Source organism: Bacillus sp. SB49, assembly GCF_000469135.2.
Lineage (GTDB): Bacteria > Bacillota > Bacilli > Bacillales > Halobacillaceae > Halobacillus.
Genome location: NZ_CP048117.1, coordinates 1,909,593 through 1,926,494, shown reverse-complemented (window position 1 = coordinate 1,926,494; position 16,902 = coordinate 1,909,593). Strand labels below are relative to the sequence as shown.

The 16,902-nt window shown below is 45.7% G+C and carries 20 protein-coding genes; 17 read left to right on the top strand and 3 right to left on the bottom strand.

Annotated elements, in window-relative coordinates:
• The first annotated feature begins 115 nt into the window (after positions 1-115).
• The 3 genes from M662_RS10100 to M662_RS10090 all read left to right on the top strand — a co-directional run bounded on the left by M662_RS10100 (position 116) and on the right by M662_RS10090 (position 2,331).
• On the top strand, positions 116-1,201 hold the full coding sequence (locus M662_RS10100; protein ID WP_026577379.1) for a type III polyketide synthase: 1,086 nt from the start codon (positions 116-118) through the stop codon (positions 1,199-1,201).
• A 1-nt stretch (position 1,202) separates the two neighbouring features.
• A complete protein-coding gene (locus M662_RS10095) occupies positions 1,203-1,715 on the top strand; it encodes an isoprenylcysteine carboxyl methyltransferase family protein (RefSeq protein WP_026577380.1) in 513 nt (170 codons plus the stop codon).
• Between the two features lie 316 nt (positions 1,716-2,031).
• Complete coding sequence (locus tag M662_RS10090; protein ID WP_008640573.1) at positions 2,032-2,331, top strand: DUF6123 family protein; 300 nt, start codon at positions 2,032-2,034, stop codon at positions 2,329-2,331.
• A gap of 2 nt (positions 2,332-2,333) precedes the next feature.
• Here M662_RS10090 and M662_RS10085 read toward each other — a convergent pair whose 3' ends face one another.
• The 3 genes from M662_RS10085 to M662_RS10075 form a co-directional block, all read right to left on the bottom strand.
• On the bottom strand, positions 2,334-2,738 hold the full coding sequence (locus M662_RS10085) for a ribonuclease HI family protein (RefSeq protein WP_008640571.1): 405 nt from the start codon (positions 2,736-2,738) through the stop codon (positions 2,334-2,336).
• Between the two features lie 11 nt (positions 2,739-2,749).
• A complete protein-coding gene (locus M662_RS10080; RefSeq protein ID WP_008640569.1) occupies positions 2,750-3,427 on the bottom strand; it encodes a queuosine precursor transporter in 678 nt (225 codons plus the stop codon).
• Between the two features lie 163 nt (positions 3,428-3,590).
• Positions 3,591-3,791: a cold-shock protein gene (locus M662_RS10075; RefSeq protein ID WP_026577381.1), complete on the bottom strand. Its 201-nt coding sequence runs from the start codon at positions 3,789-3,791 to the stop codon at positions 3,591-3,593.
• A gap of 298 nt (positions 3,792-4,089) precedes the next feature.
• Here M662_RS10075 and M662_RS10070 point away from each other — a divergent pair, with 298 nt between their 5' ends.
• The 14 genes from M662_RS10070 (at position 4,090) to vrrA (ending at position 16,836) form a co-directional block, all read left to right on the top strand.
• Positions 4,090-5,760, top strand: a complete 1,671-nt coding sequence (locus M662_RS10070) for a formate--tetrahydrofolate ligase (RefSeq protein WP_026577382.1) — start codon at positions 4,090-4,092, stop codon at positions 5,758-5,760.
• 95 nt (positions 5,761-5,855) lie between these two features.
• The gene (locus M662_RS10065; protein ID WP_026577383.1) at positions 5,856-6,710 is read left to right on the top strand and encodes a DUF72 domain-containing protein; all 855 of its coding nucleotides are present in this window, start codon (positions 5,856-5,858) and stop codon (positions 6,708-6,710) included.
• 12 nt (positions 6,711-6,722) lie between these two features.
• Positions 6,723-7,316: an HD domain-containing protein gene (locus tag M662_RS10060; RefSeq protein ID WP_026577384.1), complete on the top strand. Its 594-nt coding sequence runs from the start codon at positions 6,723-6,725 to the stop codon at positions 7,314-7,316.
• A 13-nt stretch (positions 7,317-7,329) separates the two neighbouring features.
• Entirely contained in the window at positions 7,330-8,289 is a 960-nt protein-coding gene (locus tag M662_RS10055; RefSeq protein ID WP_026577385.1) for a thymidylate synthase, read from the top strand.
• 22 nt (positions 8,290-8,311) lie between these two features.
• Positions 8,312-8,812 carry a dihydrofolate reductase gene (locus M662_RS10050; RefSeq protein ID WP_026577386.1) on the top strand — a complete coding sequence of 167 codons (501 nt, stop codon included), beginning with the start codon at positions 8,312-8,314 and terminating at the stop codon, positions 8,810-8,812.
• The gene (gene mobA / locus M662_RS10045) at positions 8,809-9,396 is read left to right on the top strand and encodes a molybdenum cofactor guanylyltransferase (RefSeq protein WP_008640494.1); all 588 of its coding nucleotides are present in this window, start codon (positions 8,809-8,811) and stop codon (positions 9,394-9,396) included. Before M662_RS10050 ends, mobA begins: the two co-directional genes overlap by 4 nt.
• Positions 9,397-9,520: 124 nt before the next feature.
• Entirely contained in the window at positions 9,521-9,694 is a 174-nt protein-coding gene (locus tag M662_RS10040) for a twin-arginine translocase TatA/TatE family subunit (protein ID WP_062513489.1), read from the top strand.
• A gap of 38 nt (positions 9,695-9,732) precedes the next feature.
• Positions 9,733-9,921: a twin-arginine translocase TatA/TatE family subunit gene (tatA, locus tag M662_RS10035; RefSeq protein ID WP_008640498.1), complete on the top strand. Its 189-nt coding sequence runs from the start codon at positions 9,733-9,735 to the stop codon at positions 9,919-9,921.
• Between the two features lie 55 nt (positions 9,922-9,976).
• On the top strand, positions 9,977-10,741 hold the full coding sequence (gene tatC, locus M662_RS10030) for a twin-arginine translocase subunit TatC (protein WP_026577387.1): 765 nt from the start codon (positions 9,977-9,979) through the stop codon (positions 10,739-10,741).
• Positions 10,742-10,895: 154 nt separating this feature from the next.
• Entirely contained in the window at positions 10,896-11,114 is a 219-nt protein-coding gene (locus tag M662_RS10025) for a YozE family protein (RefSeq protein ID WP_008640502.1), read from the top strand.
• Between the two features lie 2 nt (positions 11,115-11,116).
• Positions 11,117-12,271, top strand: a complete 1,155-nt coding sequence (locus M662_RS10020) for an exonuclease SbcCD subunit D (protein ID WP_026577388.1) — start codon at positions 11,117-11,119, stop codon at positions 12,269-12,271.
• 1 nt (position 12,272) lies between these two features.
• Entirely contained in the window at positions 12,273-15,386 is a 3,114-nt protein-coding gene (locus M662_RS10015) for an AAA family ATPase (RefSeq protein WP_026577389.1), read from the top strand.
• A gap of 170 nt (positions 15,387-15,556) precedes the next feature.
• Positions 15,557-16,237, top strand: coding sequence for a uracil-DNA glycosylase (locus M662_RS10010; RefSeq protein ID WP_026577390.1), 681 nt, complete (start codon positions 15,557-15,559; stop codon positions 16,235-16,237).
• 62 nt (positions 16,238-16,299) lie between these two features.
• Entirely contained in the window at positions 16,300-16,836 is a 537-nt protein-coding gene (gene vrrA / locus M662_RS10005; RefSeq protein ID WP_008639997.1) for a VrrA/YqfQ family protein, read from the top strand.
• The last annotated feature ends 66 nt before the right edge of the window (positions 16,837-16,902 follow it).

Here is a 16,902-nt window from a genome sequence, read left to right as displayed (position 1 = left end):
ATATTTATTTTTTGCTTTTAGAGGTGGGTCTTTCTTAGTTTTACGCAGGAATGAAGAATAATGGAATATTTTTCTCCTTTTTGCAGATGATAAGGAAAAAAGGAGGCGGAAGAACATGCCTTACATACTAACAAGTGGTATTCAGGAAGCGGATTACTCCGCCAAACAGAGTACGGTACAGGATATGATCGATGACCTTTTCCCATTGAAACCCCATGAGAAGAAACGATTGCTTCCTATTTTTGAGAACGCTCATATTTCCGAGCGGCAATTTTCTCAGCCTCTCGATTGGTTCCGTACCTCGCATGGATTAAAGGAAAGGAACGAGATATACCAGGATAAAGCACTCCGTTATTCGATCGGTGCGGTTGAGAAGTGTCTGAATAACAAGGAATTGTTGAAGGATAAGGTAATTCCCTCGGAGATTGACCATATCTTATTCGTTTCTTCAACGGGGATAGCAACGCCGACGCTCGATACCTATATTATGAACGAAATGGGGATGAGGGAAAATGTAAAGCGGACTCCGCTGTTCGGCCTCGGCTGTGCAGGAGGGACGAGTGGGGTGGGGAAGGCGTACGAATGGCTGCTTGGTAACCCGGAAGGGAACGTCCTTGTTATTTGCGTGGAGCTTTGCAGCCTTACTTTTCAAAGGAAAGACCCACGGGTGAGCAACTTCGTAGGAACCGCACTTTTTGGTGATGGAGCTTCTGCGGTTCTCTTGACCGGGGATGCTTCAACATTAAATGAGAAGAGGAGAGGTTCTGTTCCAAAGATAACCGGATTCGATTCAAAGACGAAGAAGCATAGTACGGATGTGATGGGCTGGCGTATTGTAGATACCGGATTTGAAGTTATTTTTAATAAAAGCATTCCGAAATTGGTTAGAGATTTTTGGAGTGGACATGCAAAGGAAGTATTGGATCGGAACGGTTGGAGAGTGGAGGAGCTGCCATTTTTGATTGCGCATCCCGGCGGAAGAAAAGTTCTGGAGAGCTATCAAGAGATTTTCGGATTGGATCCAAGCGTTTTACGCCATTCTTCTGAAGTCCTTGCCCGACATGGGAACATGTCGTCCCCGACCGTTCACTTCGTCCTAGACCGGGTTCTGCAGGATCGACCGCATAAGGGAGTGAAGTCCCTTATGGCTTCCCTTGGACCTGGATTCAGTTCGGAAATCGTCAGTTTGGAGTGGGTGTAAGATGGAACTGCTTCTATGGTTGATTCTTATCTTCTTAGTCGTTCAGCGATTGGCAGAGCTTCAAATAGCGGACCGGAACAGGGAGTGGATGATGGAACGGGGAGCCAAAGAATGGGGGAAGGATCATTACTTTTTATTTCTGATTCTTCATACGTTATTCTTTCTTTCCCTGCTTGGAGATTTTCTCCTTACCCCTGCTCCAGAGCCGGGACCGCTGTTCTTTACAGCACTTTTGTCGTTCATCGTCTTACAAGCGCTCCGGATTTGGTGTATAGGGACGCTCGGAAAGAGGTGGAACACCAGAATTATCGTACTGCCGGACGAAGAACCAATTAACAGAGGTCTGTACAGGTACATCAAACACCCGAATTACGTGATTGTCTTTTTTGAACTGCTCGTCATTCCCGTCCTTTTTCAAGCGTATGTAACAGCTCTCGTATTTCCATTTCTCCACCTGCTTGTTTTACAGGTGAGGATTCCCGCGGAAGAAAGGGCTCTACGGGAGCGTGTGTAACTATTACAGCCAGGCATTGGATCCACTGTATTTCTAACCCACTAAGGAAAACACTTTCAATGAGGAAGGTGCGAAGTGGGATGGTGTTCCTTATTATCGGAAATTGGTTTTCAGCCCGCACGGTCGGTATTGGCTGGGTGGAAGGGTCGGCCCATACCGCCTGCATCTAATCATAAAAAAGATGAATAGGATCAAATTATTTCAGCCAGGTGATTCCCACTTGGCTTTTATTTTTTGTTATGATTGGTAGAAAGAAAAGAGAAATTGTCGAACGAATACAAAGGATAGTGATTTCCAGGAAGAAAAGGAGCGAATTATGGAGAAGAAGCATGCACTCGCTTATTTCTTAGAAGATCTATGGTCGAAGGGCTTCAAATTGAGTGATGAAGACGTACGCTTCATTTATTTTGGAAAGAATTCCACCAATGCCTCCGAGTGGAAGACGATCATAGCTGTACGTACCACTCTGAAAGTCCAACAAAATTTCGATCCAAGCTTTTATATCAGTATTTTAGAATTAATTGCTGCCCCGTCCATCCGTACAAAGCGTCACGCCTACAGGCACATTGATCAGCGGCTCTCCGTCGGCGGGTCAGCTGCAAAAAAAAGAGTCTGACCTTAATGGTCCAGACTCTCATGTTGGATCAGGCATTGCTTAGCCACCCGATCGGCGTTTCTATTCTGTTTCTCAGGAATCCACTTATAAAATACAAAAGGAAAGGACGCCTGAAGGGTTTGTATCCGTTCAAGGAGCGGAAGAAACTTACCGTTTTTTGTAAAGTTCTTCTCAATCGTCTCGACGGCTGTCTTAGAATCAGACCGGATGGAAATGATTTCATCCGGGAAATGGTGTACACATACTTCTAATGCATGGATGATAGCTAAAAACTCAGCTTCATGATTGGACCAAGTCCCAAGATATTTAGGAAACTCGTACACTTGGTTCTTTTTCTTGATAACAACCCCTGCGGCACTCGGTCCGGGATCACCGCCGGAAGCTGCATCTGTGTAGGCTTCGATCATTGCAACATCTCCTATTCTGAAGGTTTGATCTTCTTAGCCCAATAGAAGAACGGGGTATCAAGCGCCGCCACTGCAAATTTAATTATATAGGTCGTCAGGAAGATTTCCAAGAAAATTCCGCCTGGATACAGTCCGTAAAACGCGATGGTACAGAAGATTGCTGTATCAAGCAGCTGACTGATCATCGTACTTCCATTGTTGCGGATCCATAGATGACGATCGGCTGGAAACAGCTTTTTCAATCTGGAGTAAAGCCAAACGTCAAAATACTGGCTGACAATATAGGCGGCAAGGCTTCCGATTGCTATTCTAGGTACAATACCGAATAACGTCTCCAAAGCCGGCTGGGCCATATCATTTTCCCCGGGTGCAAACAGCAGTGCTGTCTGCATGATCATCGTCATGATGATCAGGGTGGAGAATCCCATCCAAACCGCTTTTTGTGCGTCTTTCCTTCCGTATTTTTCATTCAATATATCCGTCGCCAGAAAAGCAGTCCCATAGACAATGTTCCCGAGCGTTGCGTTCAGCCCGAAAAGTTCGATGGTTTTTACGACCTGGATATTTGCAAGTACCGTTGACATCCCGATCCATACGAACAACCCGGGTTTACCGAACAGACGGTACATAGATATCAATAGTAGGAAATTAATAAGGGCAAAGCCTATCCAAATCCATTCGTTACTCATTTTAGTTCCTCCTTAGTTTTGGTATCGCGGGAGGTTTCGAACCGCGGTAATAGACCAACAGCCCTAAATTATACGATGGATTGGTAGACAATGCAATATGTAAAGTTTTAGAAAGCAGCTGAAAAAGGCAACCGTCAGCGGTTGCCTTTTTCGGCTGCTCTGTTTATGCTTTCACGACGTTGGCAGCTTGTGGGCCGCGATCGCCTTCAACGATTTCAAATGTGACCGCCTGTCCTTCTTCCAATGATTTGAATCCTTCCTCCTGGATGGCGGAGAAGTGAACGAATATATCGCTGCCGCCTTCTACCTGTATGAAACCGTAGCCCTTCTCAGCATTGAACCATTTCACTGTTCCGTTTTGCATAGGCTTCTTCCTCCTGTAACTTGCACGTAAAACGTGGGAATTACAAATATCCAAACGAAAAAAACATAGACGGCAAGGGAATAATAAAACCCCAAGCATTTCTATGGGAGCTACCTTGCTTTTGTGATTACGCTCAGTATATTTGCTTGATTTCAATATATCTTATCCACTTAAAAGCGTCAATATTCAGACTATATGAAGGGTGAAGAATAAGAGGTTTCAGCACTTCCCTATTTCTATAGTAGATAGTGGGGTACAATAAGGTCGAAACCGTTTATTGGAAAGGATGAAGGACATTATGAAAACAGATATAGAAATCGCAAGGGAAGCAAAGATGAGACCGATTAATGAAATCATTGATCAACTGTCCTTAGGTAAGGAAGATTGGGAGCCTTATGGTCATTATAAAGCAAAATTATCCGACCGCCTGCTCGATAAATTGTCTGATCGTCCAAATGGAAAGATCATACTTACGACTTCCATTAATCCAACCCCGGCAGGAGAAGGGAAATCCACCGTGACTGTCGGTCTTGGTCAGGCGCTGAACCAAATCAACAAAAAGACCGTCATCGCTTTAAGGGAGCCCTCCCTTGGTCCGACTATGGGAATAAAAGGTGGTGCAGCCGGCGGAGGATATTCTCAAGTCGTTCCGATGGATGACATCAACCTGCATTTCACAGGAGACATCCACGCCATTACGGCCGCGAACAATGCTTTGGCAGCATTCATTGATAACCATATCCATCAAGGGAATGCGTGCAACCTTGACCCGCGGAGAATAGAATGGAAGCGCGTCCTGGATATCAATGACCGTGCACTTCGACAAGTCGTAGTAGGATTGGGAGGTCCTGTGAAAGGAGTGCCGAGAGAAGATGGGTTTCAGATTACCGTAGCGTCTGAGATTATGGCAATCCTCTGTCTCGCTACAGATCTAAAAGACCTAAAGCAGCGTCTGTCTAATATCGTGGTCGGTTATACATACGATAAACAGCCGGTATATGTGAAGGACCTTGGTTTTGAAGGTGCGTTGACGCTTCTTTTGAAAGATGCTGTAAAACCAAACCTCGTCCAGACGCTTGAGAACACGCCTGCCATTATCCATGGAGGACCATTCGCCAATATTGCTCACGGATGCAACAGCGTTATTGCCACACGACTGGCGGCGAAACTCGGTGACTATGTAGTTACAGAAGCCGGATTCGGTGCAGATCTCGGGGCAGAGAAATTCTTAAATATTAAAACACGTGCCGGTGGTTTTGAACCCGATGCTGTCGTCATAGTCGCAACAATCCGAGCTCTGAAAATGCATGGTGGAGTAAAAAAAGATGCGCTGGAGACGGAAGATATCGCCGCTTTAAAACGAGGTGTTGCGAACTTGAAGAAGCACATGGAGACCATAGAACAATTCAATCTTCCTTATGTTATTGCCATCAACGCATTTCCGACAGATACGGATCGGGAGAAAGATACGTTAGTGGATTGGTGTCAGAATGAAGGAGCCGTTGTCTCTCTTGTTAATGTGTTTCAAGAAGGGGGCAGAGGCGGTATTGACTTGGCAGAAAAAGTTGTAACGGCGTCGGCAGCAAAGACGGGTTCCATGAGGTATATGTATGATATAGAAGACAGCATTGAAGAAAAGGTGAGAAAGATTGCGGTTAACGTGTACGGGGCCGATCAAGTGGAATGGTCATCCAAAGCGAAGAAGCAGATCAACCAGCTGGAAGAACTGGGATATGGGAACTTGCCGGTCTGCATGGCTAAAACGCAGTATTCTTTAACGGATGACCCGGAAAAGCTCGGCCGGCCGGAAGGCTTTTCGATTCATGTGAAAGAATTTCATGCCTCTGTGGGTGCCGGATTTCTCGTTGCTTTGACAGGTGACGTGATGACAATGCCGGGGCTGCCTAAAAAACCTGCAGCGCTTCAAATGGATGTGAAGGACAACGGGACCATCACCGGTTTGTTTTAAGGAGTACCGGGACTCTTCTAGTCAGGAAGAGTCCTTTTTTGGTACAATATCGATAGTCTTAAGTGAAGAAAGCTTGAGTAAAGGAGGTATGGTGGGTGGGCGTGAAGATCGGTTTAACCGGTTGGGGAGACCATCCGGCTTTATATACGGAACAGACCAGATCAGAAGAAAAGCTTGCGGAATATGGTTCTCACTTTCCGGTGGTGGAAGTAGATACGGCTTTTTATGCCATTCAGCCCAGAGAAAGGTATGAGAAATGGCTGAAGGAGACGCCCGATTCGTTTTCCTTCGTTATTAAGGCATTTCAGCAGCTGACCGGACATGACAGGGAATCCAGGTCTGTGCAGGAAGCAAGGGATTTAATGAAGCGGTACGAAGAGTCCATTCAACCAGTGTGGGAGAAAGGACAGATCGACTGCCTTTTGTTCCAATTTCCTCCCTGGTTTGATGTCAGAAAAGAAAACATAAGGAAATTGAGATACATACGTGACTGGCTGGAATCATACCCCTTGGCCCTGGAGTTCCGTAACCGGTCTTGGTTCCAAGAGGGGTATAAAGCACAGACATTGGATTTTATGAGAGATCAAGAGTGGATTCATACCATTTGTGATGAACCACAGGCGGGGGAAGGTTCTGTCCCGCAAGTGCTTGTACCCACCCATCCCCAAAAAACACTGGTGCGCTTCCATGGACGAAATATTCATGGATGGAACAAGAACGGCCGGAAAGATTGGCGGAAAGTTCGTTTCTTATACCGATACAACGCAGAAGAGCTGCAGGAGTGGGCGGATCGTATAACAGAACTGCAGAAAAAAACACCGGAGATCACCCTGCTTTTTAATAATAATTCCGGTGGAGATGCGGCAGATAACGCAAAAGAAATGCAGGATCTGCTGAAGATTCAATACCATGATCTCAATCCAAGGCAGATGGATCTATTCGGATTTTAAGGGGGATCTTTGTTGAAGGAAGCGGAGAAACTGACAGAAATAAAAGCATTTGTATTCCGGCTTTTCCATGACGATGTTACAGGGCACGATGATAATCATATGCAAAGGGTCGCAGAGTGGTCGAGGTTACTTGCCGTGAAGGAAGGCGCGGACCCATTTCTTTCTGAGGTGGCCGGGTGGCTTCATGACGTTGGCGATGACAAGCTGTTTGCATCGAAGGAAGATGCGATAAAAGAGCGGGATGAGCTGTTGAGGAATCTTCATTTTTCGGAAAGAGACATCACTTATATCCATCATGCCATTGAGACCGTATCATTTCGAAAAGGGAAAACTCCGGACACTCTATTAGGAAAAGTCGTGCAGGATGCGGACCGTCTCGACGCCATTGGTGCGATTGGGATTGCTCGAACATTTGCGTTCGGCGGCGCAAAGAACCAACCCCTTTATCGAAAAGAAGGGGGCAGCTCTTTTTCTCATTTTCACGAGAAACTGCTTCTTCTTAAAGACAAAATGAATACGCCCTCCGGCAGGGAGGAAGCAGATCGACGGCATCAGTTCATGGAAGAGTTTATCAATCAATTCAACAGGGAAACAGCTTCAGAGTAAAAGGAGAATCAACATGGTGAAGAATGAACAGGCTTATCTAGATTTATGCAGAATGGTGAAAAATGAAGGAACGATAAAGCAGGACCGGACAGGGACCGGTACAAAGTCGGTTTTCGGTCATCAAATGCGGTTTGACTTGAAGGATGGGTTTCCACTGCTGACAACGAAACGGATCCCCTTTCGTTTGATTGCATCGGAATTGCTCTGGTTCATTAAAGGCGATACGAATATCCAGTATCTGCTGAAGCATAACAACAATATTTGGAATGAATGGGCGTTTCAGAAATGGATTGAAAGTGATGCCTATCAAGGGCCTGATATGACAGATTTCGGACGTCGGAGTCTCGAGGATGATTCCTTCAAGGAACGCTATGATAAAGAGATGGCAGCATTTAAGGATCGTATTCTTGAAGACGATGCATTCGCAAGAACTTACGGGGACCTCGGATCTGTTTACGGAAAACAGTGGAGGGAATGGCGTACGTCAAGAGGAGATACGATTGATCAGCTTAAAAATGTCGTAACAGCAATTAAGCATAATCCGGATTCAAGAAGACATATCGTAACAGCCTGGAACCCGGAAGATGTTCCATCCAATATGGCGCTGCCGCCATGCCATGCTCTTTTCCAATTCTACGTTTCAGATGGCAAGCTTTCCTGTCAGCTGTATCAAAGAAGCGGAGATATCTTCCTCGGCGTTCCTTTCAACATTGCGAGCTACGCATTACTTACGCATCTGATTGCACATGAATGTGGACTGGATGTCGGGGAATTCATCCACACGCTTGGAGATGCCCATATTTACAGCAATCATTTAGAACAGATCGACACACAGCTTGCACGCACACCGAAGGATTTCCCTCAATTGAAGCTGAACCGGGATAAAAAATCCATCTTCGATTTTGAAATGGAAGATATTACAATCGAAGGGTACGAGCCTCACCCGGGTATTAAAGCGCCTGTAGCTGTCTAAAAAACATAAAGGATGTGGAAAAATGATATCTTTCATTTTCGCAATGGATAAAAATCGTTTAATCGGCAAGGACAACGACCTTCCTTGGCATATACCTAACGATTTTAAATTTTTTAAAGACATGACATGGGGAAAGACGATCATCATGGGACGTAAAACGTTTGAGTCGTTCGGTAAGCCTCTTCCAGAGCGTAAACATATCGTTATTACCAGCAATCCGGACTATGACAGGGACGGCTGCACAGTGATTCACTCTATGGAAGATATCCTAAAGCTTGAAAGGGACGAGCCTGATAAAGAATGGTTTGTCATCGGGGGAGCCGTATTATTTGAAAAGATGCTTCCACATGCGGATCGAATGTATTTAACCTATATCGATGAAAGTTTTGAAGGGGATACGTACTTTCCAGCTTTCCGGTTGGAAGATTGGGGATTGGTAGCTGAAACGAAAGGGTTGAAAGACGAGAAGAATCCGTATGATTATTACTTCCGCACATACGAGAAAAAGGAAGGGAGTAAATGACCCGCCTTTGCGGACTCGTATTAAACGGTGGTAAATCTACGAGAATGGGGACGGATAAGTCTGCACTCGTCCTTGGAGATCGTCCGGTTCTTGCACATGTAATTGATACAATGGAGCGGCTCACTTCTATTGTTGTCATCAGTCAGAACCGAGGGGATTACCCGGGGTATCCGACTGTAATGGACCACCTGAATGATGCAGGGCCGCTGTCCGGGCTCCATGCGGCTATGGAAGAAAGGGAAGAAGATTGGTTCATCGTAGCAGCAACCGACATGCCCTTTGTTCAACCCGAAGTTTATACTCATTTACTTATGCAGAGAAAAGATAAGGCCGTCATCCCTTCCTTTGACGGTCTCCTCCAGCCTATGTCAGGCATTTACCCAAGGACGATGCTTGATACACTTCACCGCTATCTTCATCAAGGCGGAAGATCCGTGAGAGGACTGCTGGAAACGACCGGTTATACGAAAGTATCTGATTTCAGCTCATTAAAACCCGAAATACTAAACAGGCACTTCTTTAACATGAATACATGGAATGAGTTTGAACAAGCGAAAGAGCTCTCGAAATTTACCGGCAGATAGAGACAATCTCTACCAGAACATGGTATGATGAAAGAAAGAGCGGTTTCTTTTCCCGCTTCTGTCTTTTTCTTATGAAAACGGTTAAACTAAGAATGCAAGTTATCTGAGAGGGCGGTGAAGCTGTATGGCCAGCATAGGTGTACCTGGATTGATCCTCATACTTACGATTGCACTTGTCATCTTTGGACCGAAGAAACTGCCTGAGATTGGAAAGGCTGCCGGGGAAACATTGAAGGAATTCAAGAAGTCTACACGGGAGCTTACAGAGGAGAGCAAAGACGATAAGACAGGGAAATAAAGGTCCTGTCTTTTTGTCTAATGGATGGAGGAATTCTCTTGTTTTCTAATATAGGGATACCAGGGCTTATCTTGATCCTTGTGCTTGCTCTCGTTGTTTTCGGCCCTTCTAAACTTCCTGAGATAGGAAGAGCTTTCGGCTCGTCCCTGAGGGAATTTAAGAAAGCGGCAGGGGATATTCTTTCTGACGGAGAACAGCAGAAGGCAGACAAGCCGGGCAAAGAATAATGAAAGGTGTAAGGGGACTCCCTTGCATCTTTTTTCACGTCGCGTATGGGAGGTAATGGAATTGGCTGAAGAGAAATATGACAGAGATTTAGAGATGAATGTAACGGAGCACTTGAGTGAACTGCGCAGAAGAATTATTTGGACCCTTCTCTTCTTCGTCCTTTTTTTCATTGCAGGTTTCCTCTATGTTAAACCGATTCAGGCATTTTTTGTGAAAGACCTCCCTTTTGAATTGAATATGACGAGCCCTGGAGAAATCATTTGGATCATCTTTACCATCGCAACCATTGTTGCAATTATCGGGACGCTTCCCGTTCTAGCCTTTCAGGCGTGGTTGTTTGTTAAACCGGCACTTACGCCGAAAGAAAGAAAAGTTTCGCTGTCCTACATACCTGCTGTATTCCTTCTTTTTCTGGCAGGACTGACATTCGGATATCTCGTGTTTGTCCATCTGATTCTTCCTTTCTTGTTGTCGCTTAACGATGGAATGTTTAATGAGATCTATACAGTGGAAAGATATTTCCGCTTCTTATTCCGTGTGACCATCCCGTTTGCCATCTTGTTTGAGATTCCTATTCTGGTTATGTTTCTCACAAGTCTTGGTATCGTTACCCCAGGCTTTCTAGTCAAAATTAGAAAGTATGCATATTTCGTACTGGTTATTATCGGAACCATTATTTCCCCTCCGGATTTCATTCTTCAGCTTGTCGTGGCGGTTCCTCTGATCATTCTTTATGAGATCAGCATTCTCCTATCGCGTGTCGTTTACAGGAAGAAGAAGGAAGCGCATGAAGCGTTTATGGATGATTCCAACGGGTAAAGGGTTGTCATACTTATAAGACAGAAGAATCCTCGATATACAGGGGGTTCTTTTTTTCTTTTGTCGCTGAATTTATTGGAAAAAACCGTAATGTTTTGCCGAATTCGTCCGTTCGTGATAAAAATAAGGAAGAAGATCGAGGAGGAAACAGAAAATGAGATCGTTTTACCATTATATGATGCGTTACCGCGGTAACCTGGTTTTAAATGAAGAAAAACAGCTTGCAGAGTGGATGTTTAAAGACCACAGTTTTCCGAGACAAGCGAAGACGTACGATGAGATCAGCAGATACTTGGAATGGAATGCTCCTTTCCCCTCTGCCTTATCAGCATTTGACAGACTTTACGAACAATATATGTTGGAGGAGGAGTAGGCATGAAATTCATCCATACAGCGGATTGGCACCTCGGCAAAATCGTAAACTCGGTACATATGACGGAGGATCAGCGTTGGATTCTCGCTAAATTCATAGAGATAGTGAAAACGGAGGCTCCGGATGCAGTGGTGATTGCAGGAGACCTCTACGACCGCTCCATTCCTCCAAAGCAGGCAGTGGAGTTGTTAAACGAGACCCTGACAACTTTAATTAATGACCTGGGCATCCCTGTACTTGCCATTTCAGGTAATCATGATAGTCCTGACCGCCTTCAATTTGGTAGTGAACTGTTCAGGAGGCAGGGACTTTTCCTTGATACGAAACTGAAGCCGAACAGACAGCCTGTTACGTTATACGATACGCACGGCCCGGTACATTTTCACTTAATTCCGTACGTCGAGCCGGCAGAAGCGGCATCTGTTCTGGAAGATGATACAATCCATTCTCATCAGCAGGCGGCAGAAGCGCTTGTGCAGGATATAAAGGATAGATTTAACGAAGAGGAACGGCACGTGTGGGTAGGTCACTCCTTTTTAGCTGGAGGAATGGAGAGCGAGTCCGAAGAAAGGCTCTCCATGATTGGAGGCAGTCCATATGTCGATGCTGCATTATATGATGGATTTTCTTATGTAGCGCTCGGGCACCTGCATCAATCCCAGCGAATCACTAGGGATTATATCCGCTACAGCGGATCCATTCTAAAGTACTCTTTCTCGGAAGCCAATCATAAGAAGTCAGTCACAGTTGTCGAAATGGATGAGTCGGGAGACACTACATTTACTAAAGTTCCCCTTGTTCCAGAGAGAGATTTTGAAATCGTTGAGGGATTTTTCGAAGATCTTATGGTAGGAGAGGCGGCAGGAAACCCAGAGAATTATCTGCACATTCGATTATTGGATGACGGCCAGCTGATTGATCCGATGGGAAAATTACGTCAAGTTTATCCTAATATACTTCATTTGGAGAGAAGAAGATCCCTTACCTATGCGAATCTGGAAGATCTCCATGAAGTGAAAAAGCGACAGACATTATCGTATCAGGATCTATTTCGATCTTTTTATGAAGATATAAAGGGAGACGAAATATCAGAGCATCGAAGCCGGTTGGTGGAAGATGCGGTGCAGCACTTGAAACAGGAGGACAGGGGGCGTTGATATGAAGGCATTAGCTATTCGAATGGGAGCATTTGGTCCCTACAGGAATGAACAAGTGGTCGATTTTACAATGCTCGGCGGTGAATCGATCTTTTTAATTACCGGACCTACCGGAGCTGGTAAAACAACAATTTTTGATGCCGTGTGCTTTGCTTTATACGGGCGTGCGAGCGGAAGTGACCGGGATCAGGATACAATGAGGAGTCACTTCGCCCATCCTAATGATCCGACGTTTGTGGAGTTTTCCTTCGAGCTGAGAGGGAAAACCTATCGGGTGGTAAGAATGCCCAAACAGACAAGAAAGAAGGAGCGGGGAGAAGGGTTTAAGGAAGACCCGGCTCGTGCGGAGCTGTTCCTCTTAACAAACGATCAGGAACAGCTGGTTGCATCGAAGGTGAAGGAAGTCAACGAATATATTGAGGAAATCATCGGTTTAGATTATGAACAATTCCGTAAGATGATCATGATCCCTCAAGGGGAATTCCGTAAGCTTATTTCCGAGAACAGTAAGGAACGGGAGGAGATACTTCAACGTATCTTCAAAACGAAGTTCTTTGATGACATAACCGAATACTTTAAAACACAGTCCAAACAGCTGGAAGAAGAAATCAAACAGTTTGAATGGAAGATCGAGCAGGAACGGAATCAAGTCGTTTGGGAAGATCAAGAAGCCACCTATGAAAGCGAGGAACTATCCCGTTTCAATACGCGCCTGGATGATCGCCTGGAAAAACAGGAAACACTTGTCGCTGCGGAAAAAGAAGCGGTGGAACGACTAGAAATAGAAGTCGATGAATGGAAAAAACGGTACCACCACTCGGAGCAGCTCCTGGAATTGTTTGAGGAAAAAGCATCGCTTGATGAAGAGAAGCACGCACTGGATCAGAAGCACAGCGAAGTGGAAAAAACAGAGAAAGAGCTGCAAGCCGCAAGAAGAGCCGCCGAGATCACTCCCTATGAGAAACAATACAAGGAACGGATGGAGGAGTGGCAGAAGTGGCAGAAATCGTATGAAGATAAACTTGCAAGTCTTAAAACTATTCGTGAAGAATTCCATCAGATCGATGAGGCTTATCACAAGCTTTCAGGAAAAGAGGAAGAGCGGGAACAGTTGAAAAGCTCTTGGGAGCAAGCAGTGGAAGAGCAGGAGAATGTAGCCATTTATAATAAACTGCTCGAAGACAGCAAAGCATACACAACATCCATTGCAACGAAGGAAAAGAAGCTGGCCGAGCGGAAGGAAGCATTGGGCAAATGCGAAAACCGTGCGGAAGAATTGAAAAATCAACGAAGAAAAGAGCGGGAAACGTCCGATTCCTGGTATGAAACGAAGCAGCGAATAGACGTACTCTATAAGCGGTTGGATGGGCTTCGGCAATTGCAGGAGCATTGGCGTAAACTTGAGGAGATGCGCAGAAACTATCAATCTTTCATGAAACAGTATAAAAACGCAGAGGTCCGTCAACAGTCTTCCAAGCAGGCTTACGAGGATTCTCTCGAAGAAATCCGCCATCATCATGCGTACACTCTTTCTTTGAAGCTGGAAGAAGACACGCCGTGTCCTGTTTGTGGAAGCAGCGATCATCCCCGCCCGGTCGATCGTCCATTAAATGTCCCGGCTCAGGAAGAGCTAGACCGCCTGAAACAAGTTTATCAAGAGGATGATGCTGCTTATCAAGAAATGCAGCGCCAATTGGTAACAGTTACATCGGCTGGAGAAGCGCAGAGACAGCTGACGGAGAAGGCCATGGAAGAATGGGATGGTTATGTGAAAACGCTGGATGAACAGGCCATTCAACGGGCCATTATTCAATCTGAAGAGGATCTGAAAGCGGGAGAGCAGCGCTTTGAAGAGCTTGATGCCATGTGGAAATCGTTGACGGAAGCGGCAAAAGAACTGGAACAGGTGGAAGAACGTTCGGCGAAGCTTCGATCCGCTCAGGAAGAAACGAGAAGTCGTCTGCACGAAGAAGAGCAGCAACACGTCAAGATCCTTTCCAAGGTGCAGGCAATGGAAGAAAATTATGCGTTCTCATCCACTGATGTCACAACGCTGAAAGAAAAAGCAGAGAACCGACGCGGTCTCTATGTTAAAGCTCTAAATGAGTGGGAAGAGTTGAAGGAGAAACACCGCACCAAGAAGGAGCAGCTGCAGCAGTTGACAACCGCTGTCGAAGAAGGTGGGCGTTATTTGGAGGATCTGGATAAAGCTGTTAAAAAGTCGAAAAAACAACTTGATCAAACGCTCGTTCAATTTTCTTTCCATGATCATGAAGCATATAAGCAGGCGGTGCGTTCTCCGGGGTTCATAGCTGAGAACCAGCGTATTGTCGATGATTATGAGAAGAGGAAAAGCATAGTGAAAGACCGTGTGAAAGATCTCGATCAACGCCTTGCTGATAAGCATAAGCCGGATTTGGAAGAGCTCCAGTCTCTCCTTGATGAAAAACGCCGAATACTTGCCATTAAGCAGGAAGCTTTCAATGAACGGAGCGCAGCGTACCGAAAGAACCGGGAAATCCGGGAGAAGATAAATATGCTCATGGATGACCAAGGAGAACTGGCTTCCAAGTATTACGATATTGCAGAACTAGCCCAATTGGCAAAAGGGGACAACCATCTCCGCCTTTCTCTTGAACGTTATGTTCTAGCTTCTTATCTTGATGAAATCCTTGTTCAGGCAAATGTGCGCCTGGATCAGATGACCGATCACCGCTATCAGCTGATTCGCAGTGACGCAGTTGCCAAACGAGGAGCTCAGAGCGGGCTGGATTTGGAAATAATTGATCACCATACAGGAAAACAACGTTCGGTTCGAACCCTGTCCGGAGGAGAAGGCTTCAAAACTTCTTTGAGTCTTGCCCTTGGTATGGCTGATGTGGTGCAGGCCCATGCAGGTGGTGTCCAGCTGGATACCTTATTCATTGATGAAGGCTTTGGAACGTTGGATGAAATTTCCTTAGAGCAGGCAATCTCCTGCCTTCGCAGTCTCCAAGATGGAAACAGGCTGCTTGGGATCATTTCCCACGTCCCACAGCTGAAAGAAGAAATTCCTGCCAAACTGCAAATCCGTGCGGGAGTAAGGGGATCCACATTGGAATTCACTTTTCAGTAACGGAATGAACAAGTATTCGACAAAGGATCAGACACGAAATAAAAGCGTATGACATGGAACGACGGTTTAATCTTCCTATTGTCGCTACGTGCGCTTGCCCGGGAAATATAGACTGGGAAATCTTAAAAGAGAACGGGGAAATACTGCACCATTTGGAGGGAGGGGTACGTATGTTAAATAATGATTGGAATGAGTTGCTTGAAGAGGAAAAAGAGAAGGATTATTTCCTTCAACTGAAACAGAAGTTGAACGAGGAATATAAAGAGCATCGGGTCTATCCTGCTAAGTCGGAAATATTGAATGCTCTTGCTTTCACTCCCAGGGAAGCTACCAAAGTAGTCATTCTCGGCCAAGATCCTTATCACGGCAAGGGACAGGCGCACGGGTTCAGTTTTTCCGTTCGTCCAGATGTTACCATTCCCCCGAGTTTAAGGAATATATATAAAGAACTGCACCATGATTTAGACATCCCAGCACCTAATCACGGCTGCCTGCTGCATTGGGCGGAACAAGGGGTCCTGCTTCTGAATGATGTCCTGACCGTCAGAGAGAAGCAGCCTAATTCCCATAAGGGGATAGGGTGGGAGCGATTTACAGATGCTGTCATAGAAATACTTAATCAAAGAGAACGACCGGTAGTGTTCCTTTTATGGGGAAAACACGCACAGAAAAAAGGCGCTTCTATAGATACAGAGAAGCATATGGTGATCGCTTCCCCTCACCCAAGTCCATTTGCGGCTCACCGTGGATTCTTTGGGAGTAAACCATTCTCCCGCGTAAACGAATTTTTGAAAAAGCATGGGGAAGAACCTATCGATTGGAAGCTTCCAGCCGATTGTCCGGACGCATGAGCCCAAACCAGATTGAAAGAAGGGCATATGCTACAGTATTCTAAAGTTTCGGAGGGGTTTATATGTTTCCTACAGGTCAACCACCATACCCTCCTATGGGGCAGTTTCGAGGGTTTCAACAAGCCGTCCAACCGAATATGATGCGTTCTGCAGCACCCTTTTTCCAAGGAGGGGGACCTGGAGGGGCCATGCGTGCTTTCGGCGCACCCGGCTTCGGAGCTCCTGGTTTCCTGGGTAATGCAGGATCTGCAGTCCCGGGATTCTTCGGAGGCGGATCCGGTTTGGGTACGAAGGCGTTAGGTGCAGCAGGCACAGCTGCTAAAAGCGGAGGGGCAGGATGGATCGGTTATATGCAGACCGCGTTGAAAGCGATGCAGTCAGCGGCTCCGATGATGCAGCAATACGGACCGATGTTGAAGAACATCCCGGCGATGATTAATATGATGAAAATCATGAATGAGCCGGATGAAGAAGAAACATCGCCGGAAAAGGAAGAGAAACAAGGGACGTCAAATGCTTCCGAATCGAGCAGTTTCGGGAGTTCAGAGTCCGAGCAGCAAGAAGATCAAGGAGCATCACAGCCTAAATTGTATATTTAGGCTGTGCGTGTCACTTGATTTTTTTTTATGAATTAGAAAGAATAGGAACATGCAGGAAAAGCATGA